The organism is Acidovorax sp. IB03 (assembly GCF_016406015.1).
GTDB classification, from domain to species: domain Bacteria; phylum Pseudomonadota; class Gammaproteobacteria; order Burkholderiales; family Burkholderiaceae_C; genus Acidovorax; species Acidovorax temperans.
Map to the genome: position 1 here is coordinate 33029 of NZ_JAEFCH010000025.1, position 23258 is coordinate 56286.

A 23258-nucleotide genomic window follows, 5' to 3' on the forward strand; every position below is an offset into this window, starting at 1 on the left:
TAGGTTCATGCGCGCAACGCAGACGACCTGCGCTGACGCTACATAGGCGCGTCAGGGCGCACTGGCGGCTGGGGCGGGTGTGCTGGCGGCCGCAGCAGGCTCGGGCGCATGCACGGCGTCAGCACCGTGCTTTTCTCCCCCCATGTCTGCCTTGTCCCCGGCCTTGATGATCACAAAAATCGACAGCGCCGCAAACAGGGCAAAACCAACAGCAATCTTCCACATACATATCTCCTGAGATGGGGTTGTTCAACGAAGAGGCCTGTGGCGGTGTCTTGCCACCCAAAGCCTCTTGATTCAACACAGGGCCTGCGTGCAGCAGGCCCTGTACTCAGAGCGCATCAGCGCATGGCTCAGTCGTTGGCGTAGATGTCCACGTCCTTGGTTTCCTTGATGAACAGGCCACCGATCACCACCGTGGCACCGGCAATGATGATGGGGTACCACAGGCCGTTGTACATGTTGCCTGTCTGGGCCACGATGGCAAACGCCGTAGTGGGCAGCAGGCCACCGAACCAGCCGTTACCAATGTGGTAGGGCAAGGACATCGATGTGTAGCGGATGCGGGTGGGGAACATTTCCACCAACATGGCGGCGATGGGGCCGTACACCATGGTCACCAGCAGCACCAGGTAGACCAGGATCGCGATGACCATGACCTTGTCGATGCGGGCAGGGTCTGCCTTAGTGGGGTAGCCAGCGGCCTTCAGAGCATCGGCCACGGCCTTCTTGAACTCGCCGTCCTTCTTCTTGGCTTCGTCAGCGGGCAGGCCCTTGCTGCTGTAGCTGGTGATGGAGGTTTCGCCGATCTTGATCACAGCAGGGGTGCCTGCTGCGGCAGGGGCGTTCTCGTAGCTCACCGAAGCGCCGGCCAGCACCTGCTTGGCGATGTCGCACGAGCTGGTGAACTTGACGGTGCCGGTGGGGTTGAACTGGAACGAGCACTCGTTGGCGTCTGCCACCACGACAACCTTGTTCTTGGCCTGGGCTTCAGCCAGGGCGGGGTTGGCCGCCTTGGTGAGTGCGCCGAACACGGGGAAGTAGGTAAGCGCGGCCAGCAGGCAGCCTGCCAGGATGATGGGCTTGCGGCCGATCTTGTCCGACAGCGAACCGAACACGATGAAGAACGGCGTGCCGATCAGCAGCGAAACGGCCACAAAGATGTTGGCGGTGGCGCCATCGACCTTCAGCGCTTGCGTCAGGAAGAACAGGGCATAGAACTGGCCCGTGTACCACACCACGGCCTGACCGGCGGTCAGACCCACCAGTGCCAGGATCACGATCTTGAGGTTCTTCCACTCACCGAACGATTCCTTCAGCGGAGCCTTGGAGGTCTTGCCCTCGGCCTTCATCTTCTGGAAGGCAGGCGATTCGTTCATGGCCAAGCGGATCCACACCGAAATAGCCAGCAGTGCGATGGACACGATGAACGGAACGCGCCAGCCCCAGTCGGCAAACGCTTCCTCGCCCACGATGGTGCGTGTGCCCAAAATCACCATCAGCGACAGGAACAGGCCCAGCGTGGCGGTGGTCTGAATCCATGCCGTGTAGGCACCGCGCCTGCCGTGAGGGGCGTGCTCGGCCACATAGGTGGCAGCACCGCCGTATTCACCGCCCAGTGCCAGGCCTTGCAGCAGGCGCAGCACGATCAGGATGATGGGGGCCGCCACGCCGATCGAAGCATACGTCGGCAGGATGCCCACGATGAACGTGGACAGGCCCATGATCAGGATGGTGACCAGGAACGTGTACTTGCGGCCGATCATGTCGCCCAGGCGGCCGAAGAAGATGGCGCCGAACGGACGAACAATGAAGCCCGCGGCAAAAGCCAGCAGTGCAAAGATGAAGGCCGAACCCGCATCCAGGCCACTGAAGAACTGCTTGGCAATGATGGCTGCCAGCGAACCGTATAGATAAAAGTCGTACCACTCGAAAACGGTGCCGAGGGACGAAGCGAAGATGACCTTCCTCTCTTCGGGCGACATCGGCCGCGGTGCGGGATGGGTTGTTGCCATGGTGTGTGTCTCCTGTGTAGGTGTTTTCGGATGCGAAAAAGGCGTTACACCGAAATGCCCTCACCGCTCCGTGGGCCGCAATATCAGAGTCTCATCTGACCCAAAACTGACAAAGTCATACCGCCATTGAAAGCGCAGCTGCGACTAACAGATGGCCCCCTCGATCCGATCAGTGCCAACCCTGATCTCTTTTTTCTTGATGCGAGAAACAGGCCACACGGCGCCAACAAATGTCGCCCCAGGCCGCTATGGGCGACGCCGAGGATTCGGGTAAGTCCCGACTGCACATCTCCGGGACAACCCTGCCAAGGACAAACCCCTAGTCAAACGCAATGCGTGCGTAAGTGGCTGGTCAGTCCCCGTTTTCAGAATCCTTTCCAACATGCAGAGGCTTCCAAACGGCTCTGCAGACGATCCTGAAACCTCTGGAGATAACCATGACCGACCCCGTGGCAGAAAGAATTCAAAGCCACCCGAAGTACCTGGAACTCAAGCGTGAACGCAACCGTTTTGGCTGGCTGCTCACCATGTTGATGCTCTTTGTTTACTACGGGTACATCGCGCTGATCGCGTTCAACAAGCCGTTTCTGGCCCAGCCCATCGGCAACGGCGTGACCACACTGGGCGTGCCACTGGGGTTCGGCGTCATCGTGTTCACGATCGTCATCACAGGCATCTATGTGCGCCGCGCCAATGGACGCTATGACGCCCTGACCCAAGCCATTCTCAAGGACGCCGCCCGATGAAAACGCGCAACATCACTTCTGTAGCAGCCGTTCTGGCCGCCCTGAGCCTGGGTACGCTGGCGCACGCTGCGGGCGGCGACGTGGGCGAAGCCGCCAAGCAATCCACCAACTGGACTGCGATTGCCATGTTCGGTCTGTTCGTGGCTGGCACGCTGTGGATCACCAAATGGGCCGCCGCCAAAACACGGTCTGCCGCTGACTTCTATACCGGCGGCGGTGGCATCACCGGTTTTCAGAACGGTCTGGCGATTGCAGGCGACTACATGTCTGCTGCATCCTTCCTGGGCATTTCCGCCGCCGTGATGGCCAGCGGCTATGACGGCCTGATCTACTCCATTGGCTTTTTGGTGGGCTGGCCTGTCATCACCTTTTTGATGGCCGAGCGGCTTCGCAATCTGGGCAAGTTCACGTTTGCCGACGTGGCAGGCTATCGCTTTCAGCAAACGCCCATCCGCGCCTTTGCCGCCAGTGGCACGCTGGTGGTGGTGGCGTTCTACCTGATCGCCCAGATGGTGGGCGCAGGCCAACTCATCAAACTGCTGTTCGGCCTGGACTACTGGATCGCCGTGGTGCTGGTGGGCGGCTTGATGATGGTGTATGTGCTTTTCGGCGGCATGACGGCCACCACCTGGGTGCAAATCATCAAAGCCTGCCTGCTGCTGGCGGGCGTGACCTTCATGGCCTTCATGGTGATGGCGCAGTTCGGCTTCAGCCCCGAAGCATTGTTTGCCAAAGGCGTGGCTGTGAAGACATCCATTGCTGCCAACTCTGGCAAGCCCGCTGAAGAAGCCGCCAAGATCGGCTTGGCCATCATGGGCCCCGGTGGCTTCATCAAAGACCCCATCTCCGCCATCAGCTTCGGCATGGCCTTGATGTTCGGTACCGCCGGCCTGCCCCACATCCTGATGCGCTTCTTCACCGTGCCCGACGCGAAGGAAGCCCGCAAGAGCGTGTTCTGGGCCACCACCTGGATCGGCTACTTCTACGTGCTGATCTTCATCATCGGTTTCGGCGCCATCACCCTGGTGCTCACAAACCCCGAGTTCTCTGACACGGTGACAGGCGTCATCAAGGGCGGTGCAGGTACAGCCAATATGGCCGCCGTGCTGGTGGCCAAGTCCGTGGGTGGCGACGTGTTCTACGGCTTTATCTCGGCTGTGGCTTTCGCCACCATTCTGGCTGTGGTGGCAGGCCTGACACTGTCGGGCGCATCGGCCGTGTCGCACGACCTGTACGCCACCGTGTTCAAGAAGGGCAAGGCTGACAGCGCCGCAGAACTGCGCGTATCGCGCATCACCACTCTGACGCTGGGCGTGGTAGCCGTGGTGTTGGGCATCGTGTTCGAGAAGCAGAACATTGCCTTCATGGTGTCGCTGGCCTTTGCGATTGCGGCTTCTGCCAACTTCCCGGTGCTGTTCATGAGCGTTTTGTGGAAGGACTGCACCACCAAGGGCGCCGTGATCGGCGGCTTCATGGGTCTGGTGTCATCGGTGGGCCTCACGGTGGTGTCACCCTCGGTGTGGGAAGCCGTTCTGGGCAACCCCAAGGGAAGCGCCCTGTTCCCCTACACATCCCCAGCGCTGTTCTCCATGGCCATCGGCTTTGCAGGCATCTGGATCTTCTCCTTGCTAGACCGCAGCGCGAACGCTCAGCGCGAACGTGCAGCCTTCCCGGCGCAGCAAGTGCGTTCGGAAACCGGCCTGGGTGCGGCCGGTGCCTCGGGGCACTGACCGATTAAACGGATGACCCAACCTGGCGGCGCAGCAAGTGCTGTGCCGCCGTAGCTCCATCAAAACTCGTTCATCAAGGGCGGCAACAGTCCGTCCAGGCCCTCTGCCAACGCGCAGGGGGCTACAGGGGAATAGCACACAATCCCCACCAAGCACGCCCCCTCATCTCTCTAATTCCTTCTGAAGCCTGCCTGCCGACGATGACTTGGCGTGCACACCAGGCACCCTGCGGGGGTGGCCGCGACCGCCAAAGCCTTTGGCAAAAGTCTGCAGGCACCTCCAGTTCCTAACAGCTCGGGCACCTTCAGAGACAGCTGAATCAGATGTAGATGCTCCGGTAGGAGATGGCCTTGCCGAAACTCACCAAAACGTATGCTCAATCTGCACATCCACGCCCCCCCGAGAACCTCGGCAGAACACGGTAAACAGTGCAGCAGGTGGGTGGAGTGGAGCGAAACAGCACCTCCTGCGCTCCGTCTTGCCTACTACATCCGTTGCCAGGCACCAAAGCAAAAAGCCTCACATCCCAAAGGATGCAAGGCTCTGTTATCAGACCAAGACCGGCAGCCTCAGCTGCCAGCATTGAAGCCCAATTAGAAATTGTGGCGGATACCAACTGCGAGGGAGTTAGAGTCAACGCCTCGACCAACCGGACTACCCCCCAGGCCATAAGTGCCTTCGCTGCTATTGTTGATACGAGTGTAGTAACCGTACACTTTGGTGCGCTTGCTCAGGTTGTAGTTGTAGCCAACAGTGTACTGGGTAGCATCACTGTCGTTGATGTTCTTGTATTCACCAGCACGACCCACGTTGACGTGGAACTCGGAAGCGCCCATTGCGTACATACCCGACAGACGGAAAGTGTCACGGGTTCCAGCACCGGATGCGAGAAGTTGATTTGCATCCTTGTTACGCTGGTAGTAGGCACCCACAGTGAAATTACCAAATGTATACAGGCCGCGCAGAGCAGCTTGGTAGTTACTGTCAACAGAACTATACCCAGCGCCCAGAGACAAAGCACCCAGGTTGTAATTGGCAGCTAAGTCGTAGCCGTTTTTGTTGCGAGTGTTATCAGCCTTCTCATGCAGAATCACTGCGGCATCGACAACCAAACCGCCAAAAGTTGGGGAGCGATATCCAACCTTATTCTTAGTACCAAGGGCTCCGAACCAGACTGGATCGTAATACAGTGCGTCGGCAGAGCTGCCTGTGTTGTGGTTGTTCATGCTGATGTAGTCAGCAGTCGCGTAGTAGGACTCAGGGAAGAAATTGCCCAAACGGACTGTACCGAAGCCGCCAGACAGGTTCACTTCGCTTTGACGGCCGAAGAAAGTTGCAGCGGATGCGCCGGTATCAGAGTTGAAACCGCTTTCCAGTTGGAAGCCAGCCTTCAGGCCGCCACCCAGGTCTTCCGTGCCCTTGAAGCCGAAACGCGAGTTGTTGTCGAACAGGCCAGTCGTCTTGACATTGCCTACTTCTTGGCGTTCCACGGTGGTGTTCACGCGACCATACAGGGTCACGCTGCTTTGAGCGAAAGCAGCAGTGCTGCCCAGGAGAGCCAGCACAGCCAGTGCCAAACGGTTCGTCTTTTGCATGAGGGTTCCTTGTTTGCTTTTAGTCCATCAGGAGGAGTGGCATTGCAGCTTCACTGGGGTCGCCAGCAAAAGCTGTCACTACAACTACACAAATTTTAGGTGTTGCGCCCCTCCGGACTAAGTGCAGATTGCTATTTGCTCAGCAATTTATGCATATAAGCAACATTTTCAGAATCCGCCGTCAACAAACAGCCATATTTTCCTGGTCGCTCCATGTTTTTAAGGTGCCGAATGCTCTGGCGGGCTCGGGCATTCGCCCAAGGCATCTACCGGTGGCACAAATGGCGCAATTTGATGAATGCCAGCGCCGCCATGACAGCATCGTTCAGGGCATCGTGGGCTTCACGCTGGGGCAGATCCAAGTCTTTCATTAATGTCGCCAGGCGCAGATCGATATCGGCGTTGTCGTGCTGCTGGTAAGGCGGCAGTTGCTGGAACTTGTAGTCGTAATACAACGCGGAAACTTCGATGCAGGGCTGGGGCAGGCCAATGCCCAGCAGCGGGCGCACGGCGCGGTTGAGCATCGCCACGTCAAACTCCAGGTAATACCCCACCAGAGGGCGGCTACCGATAAAAGTGAGCAGTTGCTCCACTGCCACCGACAGCGGCAGGCCCTCGGCCAGATCCTGGGTGCGCAGCCGGTGGATGCGCACGCTGTTGGCAGATACCGCGCGCTCGGGCCGAACCAGCAGTTCCAGGCGTTCGCTGGTCACGATGCGGTCGCCCTCGATGCGCACTGCGCCAATCGAGACGATTTCGTCGGTACGCACATCCAGCCCGGTAGTTTCGCAATCCAGCGCCACCCATTCGTGGGGCGGAGGGGGTTGCAGCAGCGATGCAAAGCGCGGGTCACGCAACCGATGGGCCAGCCACCGCCGCCGCAGGGCCGCCCAGCCAGGGAACAGCGCGGGGCGAAGCCCGTCTCCACCACCCCACATCTCCACCGCGCCCATCACAAGGCCCCCAGATGAAAGCGCGTGCGCAGCAGTTGCTGAAAGCGCTTGACCACACCCAACGCGTCCTTGAGCAGATCCCGGTCCAGGCTGCTGAGCTGCTGCACCACCACGGTGCCGCTCACCGGCCGCGCCTGTTCCTGCTCGGCCAGGCCCGCCTTCAGCTTGAGCGCCATGAACACGTGCAATGCCTCGGCCAAATCCTCGCCTTCGCCCGGCGACAGTGCCCCCAGGCCCACCAGCGCCTGTACGCGCGCAGCGGTGGACGTGGCCCGGACCTGGTGCGCCAGCGCCAGGCTGCGCACGCCATGCACCAGCGGGAAAAGACCCGCCTTTTTCAGGTGCAGCGGTGGTGGCGTTTCGCCCAGCGAAAACAGCTTGCCGAGCCAACCCGCATGGGCCTCGAACGCATCGATGGCAGCGGCGAAGCGCCCCAGCAGCGCATCGTTGTCGGTCGCCAGCTGGTGCAGGCTGTCGCTGACCTGGGCGAGCAGCGCCGCATCGCCGGCCACCGCGTGGGCGTCCATGAAGATCGCCAGGTGCATGAGGTTGTCCCCGCCCGGCTGCCACACCCACTCGCGCAGCGTGGCAGCAAAGTCTTTCGCGGTGCGCCGCCAGGCCGGGTTGCTGAGCATGATGCCGCCGGGGCATGGCGGGTAGCCAAACACGCCCAGTGCCGCAGAAAAGCGTTCGCAGATGGCAGGCAGGTCGGCAGGAGGTTCGTAGCCGTCGCGCAGGATGAGGCCGTTGTCCTGGTCGGTCTTGAGCAGTTGCTCGCCCCGGCCTTCACTGCCCATCACGAACAGGCAGCTGTTGGCCACCAGGTCGGGCGGTGCAATGAGCTGCCAGGCCCGCTCAAACAGGCGGGCGTTGAGCTGTTGCACGAGCCGCGCAATCAGCTCCACCCGCGAGCCACTGCGAAACAGCAATGCGATCACCTTGGTGATCTGCGCTGCGGCAGAGGCGAGACTGTCCAGGTCACGCGCCTGCTCGATCTGTAAGGTCACGATGTGCGACTGGTTGGAGAGGTAGCTGAGCAAATCCAGCGCCTCCAGCACGCCCAGCATCTGGCCGCCCTCTTCCACCACCAGCCGGTGGATACGGTGGCGCAGCATGGTGGCCATGGCGTCGCCCAGCAGCTCGGTCGAGCGGATTTCGATCAGCGGGTAGCGCGCCCAGTCGCCCACCGGCATGGTCTGCAGGGGCCGCCCGTCCAGAATGGCCTGCTGCAGCAAGGTGCGGCTGAAAATGCCCTTGCGCCCGCCCACCGCGTCCAGCACCACCACGCTGGAGGTGCGCTGTTCGCGCATCAGCCGCACCACGCTCAGGATGTCAGTCGCCGCATCGACGCTGTGCACCGGGCGCAAAAAGGCTTCGCCCACGCGCGAGAGGCTCAGCGACGGTAGCTCGCGCGGCTGCTGGCGCTCTGCCAGCACACTGAGCTTGTGGCCCAGGTCGGCAAACAGCAGCGCGCCAAACGTGGCGTTGCTGGCAATCAGCTCGATCACCGTCTGCCGAGCGAGCTGGTAGGCCACCACTTCTTGCGCGGCCACAAACCGACTGCTGACGCGCCCGGCCACCAGGCTGCGCCCATCAAAGCAATCGTCTGGCCCCAAAGTGGCCACCACCTCGCCATCGTCCATCTGTTGCACGTAGCCTTTGACAATGACGAACAGGTGCGACGGCGTGGCGCCAGGCTCCAGAATCACGGCCTGCTGAGGGAAGTAGGCAATGTCCACACTGCCGCGCACCTGGCGCCGCTCGTCCGGGTCCAGGCAGTCGAACGGTGACAACGAAAACGGGAATGCGTTGGGCATGCGCAGCGGCCTCCATCGGAACGGGTCCGGATGGCTTCATTCCACCACTGCGCGCTTGCAGGGGGCTTGCAACAGCGCGGTTTCAAGCCGTGGCTTGACCCACACCACACCGCACCGCACCGCACCGCACCGCACCGCAGATCGATTTAAATAAAATCAGCCTCTAGCGCTTGATTAGAAAGCGCCACCAGCTATCAAATCAATAGCAAATTAACCCTTGGCGGCTGGCGCCAACCCTGATGGCACCTGCGCCACCGCGTCCCACTGCGGGCCGTCGAACCAGGCGTCTCCCGCCAGATACGCGCGCAGCATGGGCAAGCCATCGAGCCCCCAGAACAGCTTGCCGTCCACATCAAAGGCGGGCACACCAAACACCCCGGCGGCCTGAGCGGCTTCGGTGTTGGCGCGCAGCAGAGCTTTGGGGCCATCGCTGTGCATGTCTTGCCCTGGGCGAATCTGCTCGCTGAGTTGCTCAGCCAGCACGCGCAGGCGCTCGGCGTCCAGCGCGTCATGCCCGCCCTGCCACACGTGGCGCAGCAGTGCACCAGCCACAAAGCGGTTGATGCAGCCATCGTCACTGCAAGCCAGCGCCTGTCGCAGCAGGGGCAGCGGGTTGAACGGGTGGCGTGCCGGCATCTGCAGCGGCGTGCCCTGCGCATGGCCCAGCCAGGTGACGTGGCGGTAGGTCCAGTCGCGCTTGGGGGCAATGCCTGCGGGCCCGGGGTTGGCGTGCTGTTGCAGCAATGCGCCCAGCAGCACGGGTTTGTAGGAAACGCTGTAGCTCAGCCCCTCCAGCGCATCGGGCAGGCGCTCGTACGCCAACCAGGCGTAAGGCGAAACAAAGTCCAGATAAAACGTGATGTGCTTCATGGGCTGGGCTCCTGCGCTGCCAAGGGCTGCGTGCAACAAACAAAGGGAATCAGCGGGCGAGGGTTTCGGGCACATCGGCCCCGGCACGCTGCAGCAACTGCACCCAGATGGCGCGGCGCTGCGCGCTATCGGCGGCCGCCCAGGCGCGGATTTCATCGATGGTGCGAAAGCACCCCTCGCAGCGGCTGCGGTCTTCCGTCATGCGGCACACCGAGATGCAGGGCGAAGGCACCACCTCGTCAGAGTTTTCATCAAAATAGCCCGCTTCGCTCATCAAACGGGCGCGAGCTGCTATCGGTTCAGTAGCACTCATGCGGCACCTGCTCCACTCGCCTGTGGGGCGCTGGCCTGCACCACATCCACCACGGGCGCACCCGTCAAACGCTGCAAGTCGCTGGGGTGCAGCGGGAACACGCCGTTGGGGTGCCCGGCGGCGGCCCACACCACGTCAAAGCGAAGCAGGTCCTGGTCGATCAGCGTCACGGGCGGTGTGGCGTGGGCCACGGGCGAAACGCCGCCAATCGAAAAGCCTGTGCGGCTTTTCACAAAATCGGCATCGGCGCGGCCCACCTTGCCCACATGGGCTTCGACCTTCTTTTCATCCACCCGCCGGTCGCCCGAGGTAACCACCAGCACAGCCGCGTCATCGCTCTTGCGCCGGAAGATGATGCTCTTGGCAATCTGCCCCACGGCAATGCCCAGGGCGTCTGCCGCTTCCTGCGCGGTGCGGGCGGAGTTGTCGAGCATGCGGGGCCCGTGCGGGTGCCCCTTTTCCTGCAAGGCTGCGGCCACGCGCTGCACGCCATCGGGCAGCGCGGTCAGTTCACTTCCACACATACACATCCATCCTTGTTGCCCGCGCCCCGCACTCAGCCTGCACGCTTGGTCAGCAGTGCGTTGGCCACTCGGGAGTTGGGCTTGCGATCGAGAAAGCCGCTAATGTAAGCGCCAGCGTCAATCAGCCGGTCCAGGTCAATGCCGGTATCAATGTCCATACCGTGCAGCATGTAGACCACGTCTTCCGTCGCCACGTTGCCGGTTGCGCCCTTGGCGTAAGGGCAACCACCCAGCCCGGCCACAGACGACTGGAAGTTCCACACGCCCAGTTCCAGCGCCGCCAGCGTGTTCGATAGCGCCTGGCCGTAGGTGTCGTGAAAGTGGCCCGACACCTCGTCGATGCCAAAGTGCTGCAGCGTGGCCTCCAGCGCCTTTTGCACCTTGCGCGGCGTGCCCACGCCAATGGTGTCGGCCACATCCACCCGCTGTACGCCAATGCCCTTGAGCAGCCCAGCCAGGTAGGCCACGCGCTCGGGGGCAATGTCGCCTTCGTACGGGCAGCCCACGGTGCAGCTCATCGCCCCGCGCACGCGGATGCCCGCGGCCAGCGCGGCCTGCACCACGGGCGCAAAGCGCTCAATGCTCTCGGCAATGCTGCAGTTGATGTTGCGCTGGCTGAAGGCCTCGCTGGCCGAGCCGAACACCACGATCTCGTCGGGCTGGTCGAGCACCGCCGCCTCAAAACCCTTGAGGTTGGGCGTGAGTACCGAATACGCCACGCCCGGCTGGCGCACGATGCCGCTCATCACCTCGTGGTTGTCGCCCATCTGCGGCACCCATTTGGGCGAGACATAGCTGGTGACCTCGATCTCTTTCAGCCCCGCCTGCTGCAGGCGGTGCACCAGCTCTACCTTGACGGCGGCGGGCACGGGGGTTTTCTCGTTCTGCAGGCCATCGCGGGGGCCCACGTCGATGAGCCGTACGCGAGAGGGGATGGAGGAAGTCATGAAAGGCCTCAACAAATGGAAAACACGCGCAATCAATAGCCGCGTGCGGGGTTGACGATGCCCGCCACCGCCTCGCCGCGCTCCAGCGCCGCCATCTTGCGGGCGATCTGGGCGATGCTTTCGTCGCGCAACGTGCGCGCCGAGGTGTGCGGGGTGATGGTGATGCGGGGGTGGTTCCAGAACGCATGGCCCGCAGGCAGCGGCTCGGTGCGAAACACGTCGAGCGTGGCGCCCGCCACATGGCCGCTGTCGATCAAGGCCAACAGGTCCTCTTCCACCAGGTGCGCGCCACGCGCCACGTTGATGACATAGGCACCCGGCCGCAGACGGCCCAGCGTGTCCTGGTTCATGACATTGGCCGTCTCTGGCGTGAGTGGCAGCAGGTTGACCAGCACCCGGCTGGCCGCCAGAAATTCGTTGAACTGCTCGGCACCCGTGAAGGCGCGCACACCGTCAATGACCTTGGGGCTGCGGCTGTAGCCGTTGATGGGAAAGTCGAACTGCGCCAATGCCCTGGCCACGCGCTCGCCGAGCACGCCCAGGCCCATCACGCCGATGGGAAAGTCGCTGCGCAGGCGCGGCTTGCGGTAGCCCCAGCGGCCTGCCGCCATGTCAGCCTCATAGCCATCGAACTCGCGAAAGTGGCGGATGACCGCGTGGCACACATATTCGGCCATCTGCACGGCCATGCCAGCGTCGTCCAGCCGCACCACCAGCGCCTGGGGTGGCAGGCGTAGCTTGAGCAGCGCATCCACACCCGCGCCGATGTTGAACAGGGCTTTGAGGCCCGACTGCTCGTCCATGAACTGCTGGGGCGGGGCCCAAACCACGGCGTAGTCAGCCTGTGGCGCGCCCGGCTGCCACACGGAAATATCAGCGCCGGGCAGCACGGCCGCCAGGCCCTGCAGCCAGGGCTCGGCCTTGGTGTCGGTACAGCAAAAGGTGATTTTCATGGCTGCCAAGCGTACCGCGCCCTGCCGCTGCGCGTTGTCACGCAGCGGAAAGCTTGAGCAGCTCGGCCCCTTCGGTCACCTGGTCGCCGGGCGCGTAGAGCAGTTCCTGCACCACGCCATCGGCGGGGGCAGCAATGGTGTGCTCCATCTTCATGGCTTCCATCACCGCCAGCGGTTGGCCCTTGGTCACGGCATCGCCTGCCTTCACCGCAAACGACACCACCTTGCCCGGCATGGGGGCCGTGAGGCGCCCGCCCTCGGCCGCAGTCTCGCCCGAGTGGGCCAGCAGGTCGATGGACGTGATCTGCGTAGCGCCCAGCGGGGTGAACACATGGTCTACCTCGCCCTGCGGGTAGACGGCGGCGCGGGTGCGCTGGCCGGCAAATTGCAGTTCGATGCCACCGGCCCGCTGCTCGAACACCAGGGGGCTGGTCACCATGGCCTCGCCACTGCCTACCGACAGGGTCAAGCTGCCGCCGCGCTCGTAAGTCAGCGATGCCTTGACGTGCTCGCCCGCAAACTCAAATTCAAAACGGCGCTGCACCACGCCATGCGTGTGGAAACCGTCGCGGCGGCTGAACGGGTCCACGCCTTCGCTGGCACGCTCATGCAGCAGCGTTTGGGCCACGGCTGCCGCAGCGGCCAGCGGCAAGCCCACGGGTTCCTGGTGGAACAGCACGGCCTGCTCACGCTGAATGAGGGCGGTGTCGAGCTTGGCCTGGGCAAACGAATCGGTGCGGGCCACGCGGCGCAGGAACTGCACGTTGGTCGCCAGGCCCACGATGTGGGTCTGCGCCAGGGCTTCATCCAGCCGCGCCAGAGCTTGCTCGCGCGTGTCGCCATGCACGATGAGCTTGGCCACCATGGAGTCATAGAAGGGGCTGATCGCATCGCCCTGGCGCACGCCGGAATCGACGCGGACCGCGCCCCGCTCAAAGGTCACGCACTCGGGCAAGGCATACACATTCAGCGCGCCGGTGGCGGGCAGGAAGTTGTTGTCGGGGTTCTCGGCGCAGATGCGCGCCTCGATGGCGTGGCCAGTGATGCGCAGGTCTTCCTGCCTCAGCGGCAACGGCTCGCCCGAGGCCACGCGCAATTGCCACTCCACCAGGTCCAGGCCGGTGATGGCTTCGGTCACGGGGTGCTCCACCTGCAGGCGGGTGTTCATCTCCATGAAGTAGAACTTCATCTGCTCGGGCGCGTCGTAGCCGCCGGGCTGCTCGACGATGAACTCCACCGTGCCCGCGCCCACATATTTCACGGCACGGGCGGCAGCCACGGCGGCCTCGCCCATGCGGGCGCGCAGCTCGGGCGTCATGCCGGGGGCGGGGGCTTCTTCCAGCACCTTCTGGTGGCGGCGTTGCACCGAGCAATCGCGCTCAAACAGGTACACGCAGTTGCCGTGCGTGTCGCCAAACACCTGGATCTCGATGTGGCGGGGGCGCTGCACATATTTCTCCACTAGCACCGCATCGTCGCCAAAGCTGTTGATGGCTTCGCGCTTGCACGATTCGAGCGCCGCGGCGAAGTCCTCGGCCTTGTCCACCGCACGCATGCCTTTGCCGCCGCCGCCCGCGCTGGCCTTGATGAGCACGGGGTAGCCAATGCGGTCTGCCTCGCGCTGCAACAGCGCGGGGTCCTGGTCCGCACCGTGGTAGCCGGGCACCAGGGGCACCTGGGCTTGCTCCATCAGGCGCTTGGACTCGGCCTTCAGCCCCATCGCATTGATGGCGCTGGCAGGCGGGCCGATGAAGACCAGGCCCGCGTCGGCACAGGCCTTGGCAAAGTCTTCGTTCTCGCTCAGAAAGCCGTAGCCGGGGTGGATGGCCTGCGCGCCTGTGGCCTTGGCCGCGTCGATGATGCGCTCCCAGCGCAAGTAGCTGTCCTTGGGCGCACTGCCGCCAATGTGCACGGCCTCGTCGCACACGGCCACGTGCTTGGCCTGCGCGTCGGCGTCGGAATACACGGCGACGGTTTTCACGCCCAGGCGCTTGGCAGTGGCGGCGACACGGCAGGCGATCTCGCCGCGGTTAGCGATCAGTATCTTGTTAAACATTGCGCCCTCCTGCGGCGAGATCGCCTGCGCACGCTACGCGTGCCATACGATTTGTCGAAACGGTTGCTGAGCAACCGTTTTCGCCGCGGTTTGCAATAAGGATCTTGTTGAACATGTTTAAGCCACCTTGGCAGAACCAGAAAAGAAAGAAGACAAGCGCCGCACCACGGCGCGCAGAAACTTGAACAGCACCACCAGCAGCAGTACCGACACGATCACCATCACCACCAGCGCCACCCCAAACGCCACCGGGTACTGCGTGGCCAGCCACACCACCGCCACCACCAGGCCATCCTCAAAGAACGACAGCCCCCAGTTGGAAAACGGCTCGGGCGAGGTATTCACCGCCGCGCGCGTGGTCATCTTGGTAGCCAGCGCGGTGGCCGAGAGCGAGCCCCCCAGCAACCCCGCCACCACGGCCATCGCAGCGTTGTCGGCGCCAAACACGCCGTAAGCCAGCGCCGCCCCTGCGGGCACGCGGATGAAGGCGTGCGCGGCATCCCAGGCGCTGTCCACCCACGGCACCTTGTCGGCAAAAAATTCCACCAGCAGCATGGCGCCGCTCACCGTCAACACCAGGGGGTTTTGCAACACGGCCAGGCCCGGCGGCAACGGCATCCAGCCCAGCACGCCCATCATCCCCACCAGGAAGACCACGGCATACAGCCGAAACCCGCTGGCCCAGCCCAGGGCTGCAGCCAGCGCCAGCAGGCTGGGCATGTCGAGCTGCGCGGTGGCATTGGCCGCCGCATCTCCTACGGCACGCGCGGTGCCGCCGTCGATATGCAGCCCCACGGTGTGGAGCCACTGCACGATGTGAAGCCAGAGGGTGTCCATGTCAGTAGCACTCCCCGGCACAGCGAAAGATGGTTGACCGTAACAACTGGCGCGCACCGGGCACAGGACGCCGAGCAAGGGCCGCCCCGCAGCGAGGGCGTCGTCCCCCTGCCCGCTGAGCGCAGCACAGCGAGAGCGGGGGGAAGGCGCGCAGCGCCTCAGGGGGGTGTCGGCTCATAACCAGTTGGGCTTGCGTTTGTTCAGGAACGACTGCACGCCTTCCTTGCCCTCGTCGCTGGCACGGATATCGGCAATGCCCTGCACGGTGGCGGCGATCAGCCCGGCATTGATTTCGCGCTCGGCCACATCCATCACCAGCTTCTTGCACACACGCACGGCGTTGGGGCTGGCGGCGGTCAGGGCCTTGAGCAGTTCATCCACCTTGGCATCCAGCTCATCGGCAGTCACCACCTCGTGCACAAAGCCGATGCGCAGCGCCTCGGCGGCGCCAAAACGCTCGGCCGTCAGAAAGTAGCGGTGCGCAGCACGCGCGCCCATGGCGCGGATCACGTAGGGGCTGATGGTGGCGGGGATGAGCCCCAGCTTCACCTCGCTCAGGCAAAAACCTGCGGTATCCACCGCCACGGCCATATCGCACGCGGCCACCAGGCCCATGCCGCCGGCGTACACATCGCCCTGCACGCGGGCGATGGTGGGCTTGGGGCATTCATAAATCACGCGCAGCATCTCGGCGAGCTTGCCCGCGTCGGCGATGTTTTCATCGCGCGTGTAGTCGGCCATACGGCGCATCCAGTTCAGGTTGGCACCGGCACAGAATGCGGGGCCTTCGGCCGCCAGCACCACGGCGCGCACATCGGCGCGGCTGCCCACGTCCACAAAGGCGGCCGTGATCTCGGCAATGACTTCGTCGCTGAAGGCGTTGCGAATCTCCGGCTGCGTGAGCGTGATGCGCGCCACTGCGCCGGTCTGAGTGATGGAAAGGTTCTGGCTGCTCATGGCTTGGTCGGGTTTTGAAGAAAGTAGACGAAGTCCAGCTCGGGGCAAGGCTGGCCCAGCGCGGTCAATGCGGCAGTGATCTGGCCCCGGTGGTGTGTGCCGTGGTTGAACACATGCGCCAGCGTGGCGGCAAACGGCAGCGATGCCGCTGTGCCGCGCATGGTGGTGTAGTCGAGCGTGCCGCTCCAGCGGTCGGGCTTGAACGAGGCGATCAGCGGCGCCCAGCGGGCAGCGCCTTCGCGCAGGCGGGCATCGAGCTGCGCGCGGCCACTCTCCAGCTCGGCGTCCAAAGCCACCTTGGGCGAGATGCCTTCGGCAAAGCGCACGAACCACAGATGGTGCTCGCCTACCAACAGGTGGTTGAGCGTGCCGTGAATACTTTTGAAGAACAGGCCCACATTGCGCCGATACGCCTCTTCAGGCAAGGCCCGCACGGCATCGAGCACGCGCGCCGTGGCCCACACGTTGTAGCGTGCCAGCTGGGTGAAGTGGGCAACAGCGTCCATCGTAGCTCCTGGTTCTGGCTCTGGCGGGGTTACATGCGGAACAGGCCGAACTTGGTGTCTTCAATCGGCGCGTTGCGCGTGGCCGCCAGGCCCAGCGCCAGCACGCGGCGGGTGTCGGCGGGGTCGATCACGCCGTCGTCCCACAGGCGGGCCGTGGCGTAGTAGGGGTGGCCCTGGTCTTCGTACTGGCGGCGGATGGGGGCCTTGAAGGCTTCTTCTTCCTCCATGCTCCACTGCCCACCCTTGGCCTCGATGCCGTCGCGCTTCACCGTGGCCAGCACGCCAGCAGCCTGCTCGCCGCCCATCACGCTGATGCGCGCGTTGGGCCACATCCACAAGAAGCGGGGGCTGTACGCGCGGCCGCACATGCCGTAGTTGCCTGCGCCAAAGCTGCCGCCGATGATGATGGTGAACTTGGGCACACTCGCTGTGGCCACGGCCGTCACCATCTTGGCGCCGTTGCGGGCAATGCCTTCGTTCTCGTACTTGCGGCCCACCATGAAGCCGGTGATGTTCTGCAGGAACACCAGCGGCACCTTGCGCTGGCAGCACAGCTCGATGAAGTGCGCGCCCTTCAAGGCCGACTCGCTGAACAGGATGCCGTTGTTGGCGATGATGCCGACCATCATCCCCTCGATGCGCGCAAAGCCGCAGACCAGCGTGGTGCCGTAGCGTGCCTTGAACTCGTCGAACTCGCTGCCATCGACGATGCGGGCAATGATCTCGCGCACGTCAAACGGCTTGCGCGTGTCCACGGGGATCACGCCATACAGCTCTTCTGCTGCAAATTTAGGAGCTACCGGCGCTTGATCTGCGGGCGCTGGAGGCTTGTTTTTATTCAAATTGCGCACGGCATTGCGTGCCAGCTGCAGCGCGTGCAGGTCGTTTTGCGCCAGGTGGTCGGCCACGCCCGACAGGCGCGTGTGCACATCGCCACCGCCCAGGTCTTCGGCGCTCACCACCTCGCCCGTGGCGGCCTTCACCAGCGGTGGGCCACCCAAAAAGATGGTGCCCTGGTTCTTGACGATGATCGATTCATCGCTCATTGCGGGCACGTAGGCGCCGCCTGCCGTGCACGAGCCCATCACCACGGCGATCTGACTGATGCCCATGGCGCTCATGTTGGCCTGGTTGAAGAAGATGCGGCCGAAGTGGTCGCGGTCGGGGAAGACCTCGTCCTGGTTGGGCAGGTTGGCCCCACCCGAGTCCACCAGGTAGATACAGGGCAGGTGGTTCTGCTGCGCCACCTCTTGGGCACGCAGGTGCTTCTTGACGGTGAGCGGGTAGTAGGTGCCGCCCTTCACTGTGGCGTCGTTGCACACGATCATGCAGTCCACGCCGCTCACGCGGCCAATGCCCGCGATGAGCCCGGCGCTGGGTGCGTCGTTGTTGTACATGTTGAGCGCCGCCAGCGGGGCGAGTTCGAGGAACGGCGTGCCGGGGTCCAGCAGCATCTGCACGCGCTCGCGGGGCAGCAGCTTGCCCCGCGCGGTGTGCTTGGCGCGGGCGGCTTCCCCACCGCCCTGGGCCACCTTGTCAAGCTGGGCGCGCAGGTCATCCACCAGCGTGCGCATGGCGGCGGCGTTGGCCAGAAAGTCCGCCGAGCGGGCGTTGAGTTGGGTGTCGAGAATCATGCAAGCTCCATCGATATCTTGGGTTTACGTAGCGCCACCGGCTGGCCGGTGGCACTGAAGGCCGCGGAGCAGGCCAAGCCCGGGCCGCCGTGGAACCGGCTTTGCCGGGCCAGTGGCGGCGTCCCCCTGGGGGGAAGACGCGAAGCGGCTCAGGGGGGTCATCAGTTCAAGCGGTTTTCTGTTCTTCCAGGCCCAGCTGGTCCTTCATCTCGTCACGGATCTTGAACTTCTGGATCTTGCCCGTCACCGTCATCGGAAAGCTGGTGACAAAGCGGATGTAGCGCGGCACCTTGTAGTGCGCAATCTGGCCCTTGCAGAAGGCGCGGATGTCGTCCTCTGTGGGCTTCGTGCCGGGCTTGGCGATGATCCAGGCGCAGAGTTCTTCGCCGTATTTCTGATCGGGCACGCCCACCACCTGCACGTCCTGCACCTGCGGGTGGCGGTACAAGAATTCTTCGATCTCGCGCGGGTAGATGTTCTCGCCGCCACGGATCACCATGTCCTTGATGCGGCCGACGATGTTCACATAACCCTCGGCGTCCATGGTGGCCAGGTCGCCGGTGTGCATCCAGCCGTCGGCGTCAATCGCCTCGCGGGTCTTGGCCTCGTCGCCCCAGTAGCCGTGCATGACGGAATAGCCTTTGGTGCAGAACTCGCCGCGCTCACCACGGGGCACGGTGGCACCCGTTTCGGGGTCCACGATCTTGATCTCCAGATGCGGCTGCACCTGGCCTACGGTCGATACGCGCTTGTCCAGCGGCGTGTCGGTGCTGCTCTGGCAGCTCACGGGGCTGGTTTCGGTCATGCCATAGGCGATGGTGATCTCGCGCAGGTTCATCTGCTCCACCACGCGCTTCATCACCTCGGTGGGGCAAGGCGACCCGGCCATGATGCCGGTGCGCAGGGTGCTGAGGTTGAACTCGGCAAAGCGTGGGTGGTCCAGCTCGGCAATGAACATCGTGGGCACGCCGTGCAGGCCGGTGCAGCGCTCGTCCTGCACCGTTTGCAGCACCGTCAGCGGGTCGAAGCCATCATTGGGGTACACGATGGCAGCGCCGTGCGTCAGGCAGGCCAGGTTGCCCAGCACCATGCCAAAGCAGTGGTACAGCGGCACGGGAATGCACAGCCGGTCTTCAGGCGTGAGCTTCATGCACTCGCCAATGAAGAAGCCGTTGTTCAGGATGTTGCGGTGCGTGAGCGTGGCACCTTTGGGGAAGCCCGTGGTGCCGCTGGTGAACTGGATGTTGATGGGGTCCGTGGCCTTCAGCGTCGCTGCCACCTGCGCCAGGCGCGGGTCGTCCGGGTTGCCGCGCGCGATCAGATCCGAAAAGCGCAGCAGGCCAGGCTCTTCGCCACCCACGCCAGATTCGTCGATCCAGACGACAGTGTGCAGGTGAGGCAGCTGTTGCGACTCCAGCTGGCCCGGCGTGCCATGCGCCCACTCGGGCGCCAGCTCGCGCAGCATGCCCAGGTAGTCGCTGGTCTTGAAGCGCGCCATGGTCACCAGCAGCTTGCAGCCCACCTTGTTCAGCGCATATTCCACCTCGGCCGTGCGGTAGGCCGGGTTGATGTTGACCAGCACCAGGCCCACCTGCGCAGTGGCCAGTTGCATCAGCACCCATTCGGCGTTGTTGTGCGACCAGATGCCCACGCGGTCGCCCGGCACCAGCCCCAGGCCCAGCAGCGCGCTGGCCAGGCGGTGGGCTTCGGTCTGCAATTGGGCGTAGGTGTAGCGGCGGCCCTGGTGCACGCTCACCAGCGCCTCGCGGTCGGGCTGGCGGGCCACCATGTCGGCAAAGAAGGCGCCGATGGTCTGCTCGATCAGGGGAACATCGGTGGCGCCACGGGCGTAGCTGTCCACCAGCGGTGCGGATTGTTTTGCGGCTGCAGTCGTCACGGGTTTGTCTCCTCGGTCATCCGGCCAGCGCGGGCAGAGCGCGCGTGGCGAGCCATTCGAAAGCATAGGCAAGCATAGAAGCCCACGGCCCGGCAGGGTTGCCACAATGGTTGCAAATCGTGCCACGGGTGGCACACTCTGTAACGTGAATTCACCTGCCTCTATCTCCAACCGCCTGCCTGCGCCCCCCACAGCTCGACCCCCCACAGCTCGACCCCCCACGCCGACTGCACCGGCGGCTACGCCCATAGCGTTCGTGCGCGCCATTGCGCTCGCCTATGAACGTCGCGGCATGAGCCCCGCACGCGCCCTGGCCCAGGCACAGATTGCGCCGCAGCTGCTGCAAGACGACAGCGCCCGCATCACCGCCTGGCAGATGGAACAGATCTCCGACGCCGCCATGCAGGAGCTGGACGACGAAGCCCTGGGCTGGTTCATCCGCCGCCTGCCCTGGGGCAGCTACGGCATGCTGGCGCGCGCCAGCATCAGCTCGCCCACGCTGCAAGTAGCACTGGCCCGCTGGTGCCGCCACCACGGCCTGCTGGCGAACGACATTGCGCTGCAGCTCACCACCCAAGGCGACACCGCCACCCTGACCATCACCGAGGCCCGCGACCTGGGCGCGCTGCGCGAGTTCTGCCTGGTGTCGGTGCTGCGCAATGCCCACGGCCTGGCCTGCTGGATGGTGGACTCGCGCATCCCGCTCATCGCTGCGGAATTCGCCTTTGACGCGCCACCCCACGCCGATGCCTACGCCGTGCTGTTCCGCGGCCCCGTCACCTTCAGCGCCCCGCGCACCGCCATCCACTTCGACGCCCGCTACCTGCACCTGCCCCTGCGCCGCGACGAACAGGCCCTGCGCCAGATGCTGCAACACGCCCTGCCCCTGACGGTGCTGCACTACCGCCGCGACCGCCTGCTGGTGCAGCGCGTGCGCCAGCTGCTGGCCGCGCCCCTGCCCGGACAACCCGCCCACGCCCTGCCCCAGCACAGCGCCGAATCCCTGGCCGCGCTGCTGCACGTATCGCCGCGCACACTGCACCGGCAATTGAAGGAAGAAGGCGCCACGCTGCAGGGCCTGAAAGACGAGGTGCGCCGCACCCGCGCGGTGGAACTGCTGCACCGCACGCAGCGGCCCATCAAGCAGGTAGCGGAAGCGGCGGGGTTTGAGAACGAGAAGAGTTTTATCCGGGCGTTTCGCGGGTGGACGGGGCAGTCACCCGCCGAATTTCGCCGCCAAACCCACACGGCATGATTTGCCCCCAACGTGACGGGTCGCGTCACGCCACGGCATTGCAGCCTCACTACACTGACCCTTGACTTCGACCTGCTTGCCATGCTCCACCTCCACCACTGCGTCAGCGCCCGCTCCTTCCGCCCCCTGTGGATGCTCGAAGAGCTGCAACTGCCCTACCAGCTCCACATGCTGCCCTTCCCGCCCCGCGCCAAGGCCCGGTGGTTTCTGGACGACAACCCGCTGGGCACGGTGCCGCTGTTGGTGCAGGGCGCCGCGCCAAACGAGGTGCGCATGACCGAATCGGCGGCCATGTGCCAATACCTCGCGGCCACGCACCCCGACGCGGGCCTGGATGTGCCGCCCACCGACCCTGCTTATGGCGCGTACCTGAACTGGCTGCACATGAGCGATGCGACGCTGACTTTTCCGCAAACGCTGGTGCTGCGCTATGGCCGGTTTGAGCCCACCGAGCGCCAGCAGCCGCAGGTGGTGATGGACTACACGCGCTGGTTTCTGGCGCGGCTGCGGGCGGTGGAAGCTGCGGTGGCGCAGAGCGAATACCTGTGCGCGGGCCGTTTCACGGCGGCCGATGTGGCGGTGGGCTATGCCTTGCTGCTGGCACAACACCTGGGCCTGGCGCCGCAGTTTGGCCCGGCCACCCAAGCCTATTGGCAGCGGCTACAGGCGCGGCCCGGTTACCAGCGGGCCATGGCGGCGCAACTGCGGGCGGCTGTGGAGCAAGGCGTGCCCACCACCCCTGCGCCAGACACGCAGCCTTGAACACACGCCCCACCCCACCCGTTTTTACAGATCGCACAGCATGTTCAAACAAATCTTTGGCATCGCCGCACTGGCCCTGTCGTTCACCGCCGCAGCCCAGCAACCACCCACGGTGGTGGACCTGCCCACGCGCCCTGGCGTCACCCAGCGCATGCTGGTGACCACCCCGCCGGAGCCCAAAGCCACCGTCATCCTGCTGGCGGGTGGGCATGGCGGGTTGCAGATATTTCAGAACGGGTCGTTCAAATGGGGGGAAGGCAATTTCCTCGTCCGGTCGCGGCAACTATTTGCCGACAAGGGGTTGATGGCGGTGGTGGTGGACGCGCCCTCGGATCGGCAGCGCGCACCGTTTCTCAACGGCTTTCGCCAAACGGAAGAGCACGTGGCCGATTTGAAAGCCACCATTGCCTGGGCAAGAGCCACCGCCAAAGTGCTCGTGTGGCTGGTGGGCACCAGCCGTGGGACGCAATCGGCCGCCTATGCAGCCACCGTGCTGCAGGGCGCAGACGCGCCCGATGGCGTGGTGTTGACGGCGACCATCCTGACGGATGACAAACAGCGCCCGGTTCCCGCCATGCCGCTGGAACAAATCAAAGTGCCAGTGCTGGTGGTGCACCACCAGCAAGATGGTTGCTCTCACTGTGCGTACAGCGAGATTCCCAACCTGATGGCCAAACTGACCCACACACCCCGCAGCCACCTCATCACCGCCACGGGCGGCAAGAACCAGGGGGATGCCTGCGCGGCCTTTGCGTACCACGGGTTCAACGGCCTGGAGGCTGACGTGGTGGGGCAAATGGCCGACTGGATTCTGGCCCCGGCCCGGTAGGGATGTCCTTACATGGACGTCTCCAGAAGAGCAAGATTCGGCGGCGTGAAGGTCTGAAGGGT

21 protein-coding genes are annotated in these 23258 nt (G+C 64.0%); 5 read left to right on the forward strand and 16 right to left on the reverse strand.

The window, feature by feature from the left end:
• Positions 1–51: 51 nt before the first annotated feature.
• Both IHV84_RS13825 and IHV84_RS13830 read right to left on the reverse strand, forming a co-directional pair.
• Positions 52–225 carry a hypothetical protein gene (locus IHV84_RS13825; RefSeq protein WP_162995897.1) on the reverse strand — a complete coding sequence of 58 codons (174 nt, stop codon included), beginning with the start codon at positions 223–225 and terminating at the stop codon, positions 52–54.
• Positions 226–353: 128 nt separating this feature from the next.
• A complete protein-coding gene (locus IHV84_RS13830) occupies positions 354–2015 on the reverse strand; it encodes an MFS transporter (RefSeq protein WP_198847283.1) in 1662 nt (553 codons plus the stop codon).
• 437 nt (positions 2016–2452) lie between these two features.
• On the opposite strand from IHV84_RS13830, the gene IHV84_RS13835 reads away from it, so the two are divergent.
• Both IHV84_RS13835 and IHV84_RS13840 read left to right on the forward strand, forming a co-directional pair.
• The gene (locus IHV84_RS13835) at positions 2453–2761 is read left to right on the forward strand and encodes a DUF485 domain-containing protein (protein WP_198847284.1); all 309 of its coding nucleotides are present in this window, start codon (positions 2453–2455) and stop codon (positions 2759–2761) included.
• Positions 2758–4491, forward strand: coding sequence for a cation acetate symporter (locus IHV84_RS13840; RefSeq protein ID WP_198847285.1), 1734 nt, complete (start codon positions 2758–2760; stop codon positions 4489–4491). The genes IHV84_RS13835 and IHV84_RS13840 overlap by 4 nt, the downstream gene beginning before the upstream one ends.
• A gap of 593 nt (positions 4492–5084) precedes the next feature.
• On the opposite strand, the gene IHV84_RS13845 is transcribed toward IHV84_RS13840, so the two are convergent.
• The 14 genes from IHV84_RS13845 to IHV84_RS13910 form a co-directional block, all read right to left on the reverse strand.
• Positions 5085–6086, reverse strand: a complete 1002-nt coding sequence (locus tag IHV84_RS13845; protein ID WP_198847286.1) for a porin — start codon at positions 6084–6086, stop codon at positions 5085–5087.
• Between the two features lie 266 nt (positions 6087–6352).
• Entirely contained in the window at positions 6353–7024 is a 672-nt protein-coding gene (locus IHV84_RS13850) for a 3'-5' exonuclease (RefSeq protein WP_198847299.1), read from the reverse strand.
• 14 nt (positions 7025–7038) lie between these two features.
• Positions 7039–8856 carry a DUF294 nucleotidyltransferase-like domain-containing protein gene (locus tag IHV84_RS13855; protein ID WP_198847287.1) on the reverse strand — a complete coding sequence of 606 codons (1818 nt, stop codon included), beginning with the start codon at positions 8854–8856 and terminating at the stop codon, positions 7039–7041.
• Between the two features lie 210 nt (positions 8857–9066).
• Complete coding sequence (locus IHV84_RS13860; protein ID WP_066699492.1) at positions 9067–9726, reverse strand: 2-hydroxychromene-2-carboxylate isomerase; 660 nt, start codon at positions 9724–9726, stop codon at positions 9067–9069.
• A 49-nt stretch (positions 9727–9775) separates the two neighbouring features.
• Positions 9776–10039: a DUF1289 domain-containing protein gene (locus IHV84_RS13865; protein ID WP_198847288.1), complete on the reverse strand. Its 264-nt coding sequence runs from the start codon at positions 10037–10039 to the stop codon at positions 9776–9778.
• On the reverse strand, positions 10036–10563 hold the full coding sequence (locus IHV84_RS13870; protein ID WP_044396949.1) for a YbaK/EbsC family protein: 528 nt from the start codon (positions 10561–10563) through the stop codon (positions 10036–10038). Before IHV84_RS13870 ends, IHV84_RS13865 begins: the two co-directional genes overlap by 4 nt.
• A gap of 32 nt (positions 10564–10595) precedes the next feature.
• Positions 10596–11510 (reverse strand): hydroxymethylglutaryl-CoA lyase, encoded by a 915-nt coding sequence (locus IHV84_RS13875; RefSeq protein WP_198847289.1) that lies wholly within the window; start codon positions 11508–11510, stop codon positions 10596–10598.
• Between the two features lie 32 nt (positions 11511–11542).
• Positions 11543–12463 carry a glyoxylate/hydroxypyruvate reductase A gene (locus IHV84_RS13880; RefSeq protein ID WP_198847290.1) on the reverse strand — a complete coding sequence of 307 codons (921 nt, stop codon included), beginning with the start codon at positions 12461–12463 and terminating at the stop codon, positions 11543–11545.
• 37 nt (positions 12464–12500) lie between these two features.
• Positions 12501–14519, reverse strand: coding sequence for an acetyl/propionyl/methylcrotonyl-CoA carboxylase subunit alpha (locus tag IHV84_RS13885; protein ID WP_198847291.1), 2019 nt, complete (start codon positions 14517–14519; stop codon positions 12501–12503).
• 117 nt (positions 14520–14636) lie between these two features.
• Positions 14637–15356, reverse strand: a complete 720-nt coding sequence (locus IHV84_RS13890; protein WP_066786766.1) for a DUF4126 domain-containing protein — start codon at positions 15354–15356, stop codon at positions 14637–14639.
• A 174-nt stretch (positions 15357–15530) separates the two neighbouring features.
• Positions 15531–16313: an enoyl-CoA hydratase/isomerase family protein gene (locus IHV84_RS13895; RefSeq protein WP_198847292.1), complete on the reverse strand. Its 783-nt coding sequence runs from the start codon at positions 16311–16313 to the stop codon at positions 15531–15533.
• Complete coding sequence (locus IHV84_RS13900) at positions 16310–16819, reverse strand: DinB family protein (RefSeq protein WP_198847293.1); 510 nt, start codon at positions 16817–16819, stop codon at positions 16310–16312. The genes IHV84_RS13895 and IHV84_RS13900 overlap by 4 nt, the downstream gene beginning before the upstream one ends.
• A gap of 29 nt (positions 16820–16848) precedes the next feature.
• Positions 16849–18453: a carboxyl transferase domain-containing protein gene (locus IHV84_RS13905; protein ID WP_198847294.1), complete on the reverse strand. Its 1605-nt coding sequence runs from the start codon at positions 18451–18453 to the stop codon at positions 16849–16851.
• A gap of 166 nt (positions 18454–18619) precedes the next feature.
• Positions 18620–20350, reverse strand: coding sequence for an AMP-binding protein (locus tag IHV84_RS13910; protein WP_198847295.1), 1731 nt, complete (start codon positions 20348–20350; stop codon positions 18620–18622).
• Positions 20351–20456: 106 nt separating this feature from the next.
• On the opposite strand from IHV84_RS13910, the gene IHV84_RS13915 reads away from it, so the two are divergent.
• From IHV84_RS13915 to IHV84_RS13925, 3 genes are all read left to right on the forward strand, one after another.
• Positions 20457–21605 carry an AraC family transcriptional regulator gene (locus IHV84_RS13915; protein ID WP_233100016.1) on the forward strand — a complete coding sequence of 383 codons (1149 nt, stop codon included), beginning with the start codon at positions 20457–20459 and terminating at the stop codon, positions 21603–21605.
• 81 nt (positions 21606–21686) lie between these two features.
• Positions 21687–22367, forward strand: coding sequence for a glutathione S-transferase family protein (locus IHV84_RS13920; RefSeq protein ID WP_198847296.1), 681 nt, complete (start codon positions 21687–21689; stop codon positions 22365–22367).
• A 40-nt stretch (positions 22368–22407) separates the two neighbouring features.
• Positions 22408–23196 carry an alpha/beta hydrolase gene (locus IHV84_RS13925; protein ID WP_198847297.1) on the forward strand — a complete coding sequence of 263 codons (789 nt, stop codon included), beginning with the start codon at positions 22408–22410 and terminating at the stop codon, positions 23194–23196.
• Positions 23197–23258: the final 62 nt, after the last annotated feature.

Bases quoted from the DNA above. Each gene is read 5' to 3' on its own strand.
- IHV84_RS13825 (WP_162995897.1), bottom strand. From the start codon at position 225: ATGTGGAAGATTGCTGTTGGTTTTGCCCTGTTTGCGGCGCTGTCGATT.
- IHV84_RS13830 (WP_198847283.1), bottom strand. From the start codon at position 2,015: ATGGCAACAACCCATCCCGCACCGCGGCCGATGTCGCCCGAAGAGAGG.
- IHV84_RS13835 (WP_198847284.1), top strand. From the start codon at position 2,453: ATGACCGACCCCGTGGCAGAAAGAATTCAAAGCCACCCGAAGTACCTG.
- IHV84_RS13840 (WP_198847285.1), top strand. From the start codon at position 2,758: ATGAAAACGCGCAACATCACTTCTGTAGCAGCCGTTCTGGCCGCCCTG.
- IHV84_RS13845 (WP_198847286.1), bottom strand. From the start codon at position 6,086: ATGCAAAAGACGAACCGTTTGGCACTGGCTGTGCTGGCTCTCCTGGGC.
- IHV84_RS13850 (WP_198847299.1), bottom strand. From the start codon at position 7,024: ATGTGGGGTGGTGGAGACGGGCTTCGCCCCGCGCTGTTCCCTGGCTGG.
- IHV84_RS13855 (WP_198847287.1), bottom strand. From the start codon at position 8,856: ATGCCCAACGCATTCCCGTTTTCGTTGTCACCGTTCGACTGCCTGGAC.
- IHV84_RS13860 (WP_066699492.1), bottom strand. From the start codon at position 9,726: ATGAAGCACATCACGTTTTATCTGGACTTTGTTTCGCCTTACGCCTGG.
- IHV84_RS13865 (WP_198847288.1), bottom strand. From the start codon at position 10,039: ATGAGTGCTACTGAACCGATAGCAGCTCGCGCCCGTTTGATGAGCGAA.
- IHV84_RS13870 (WP_044396949.1), bottom strand. From the start codon at position 10,563: ATGTGTGGAAGTGAACTGACCGCGCTGCCCGATGGCGTGCAGCGCGTG.
- IHV84_RS13875 (WP_198847289.1), bottom strand. From the start codon at position 11,510: ATGACTTCCTCCATCCCCTCTCGCGTACGGCTCATCGACGTGGGCCCC.
- IHV84_RS13880 (WP_198847290.1), bottom strand. From the start codon at position 12,463: ATGAAAATCACCTTTTGCTGTACCGACACCAAGGCCGAGCCCTGGCTG.
- IHV84_RS13885 (WP_198847291.1), bottom strand. From the start codon at position 14,519: ATGTTTAACAAGATACTGATCGCTAACCGCGGCGAGATCGCCTGCCGT.
- IHV84_RS13890 (WP_066786766.1), bottom strand. From the start codon at position 15,356: ATGGACACCCTCTGGCTTCACATCGTGCAGTGGCTCCACACCGTGGGG.
- IHV84_RS13895 (WP_198847292.1), bottom strand. From the start codon at position 16,313: ATGAGCAGCCAGAACCTTTCCATCACTCAGACCGGCGCAGTGGCGCGC.
- IHV84_RS13900 (WP_198847293.1), bottom strand. From the start codon at position 16,819: ATGGACGCTGTTGCCCACTTCACCCAGCTGGCACGCTACAACGTGTGG.
- IHV84_RS13905 (WP_198847294.1), bottom strand. From the start codon at position 18,453: ATGATTCTCGACACCCAACTCAACGCCCGCTCGGCGGACTTTCTGGCC.
- IHV84_RS13915 (WP_233100016.1), top strand. From the start codon at position 20,457: ATGGTTGCAAATCGTGCCACGGGTGGCACACTCTGTAACGTGAATTCA.
- IHV84_RS13920 (WP_198847296.1), top strand. From the start codon at position 21,687: ATGCTCCACCTCCACCACTGCGTCAGCGCCCGCTCCTTCCGCCCCCTG.
- IHV84_RS13925 (WP_198847297.1), top strand. From the start codon at position 22,408: ATGTTCAAACAAATCTTTGGCATCGCCGCACTGGCCCTGTCGTTCACC.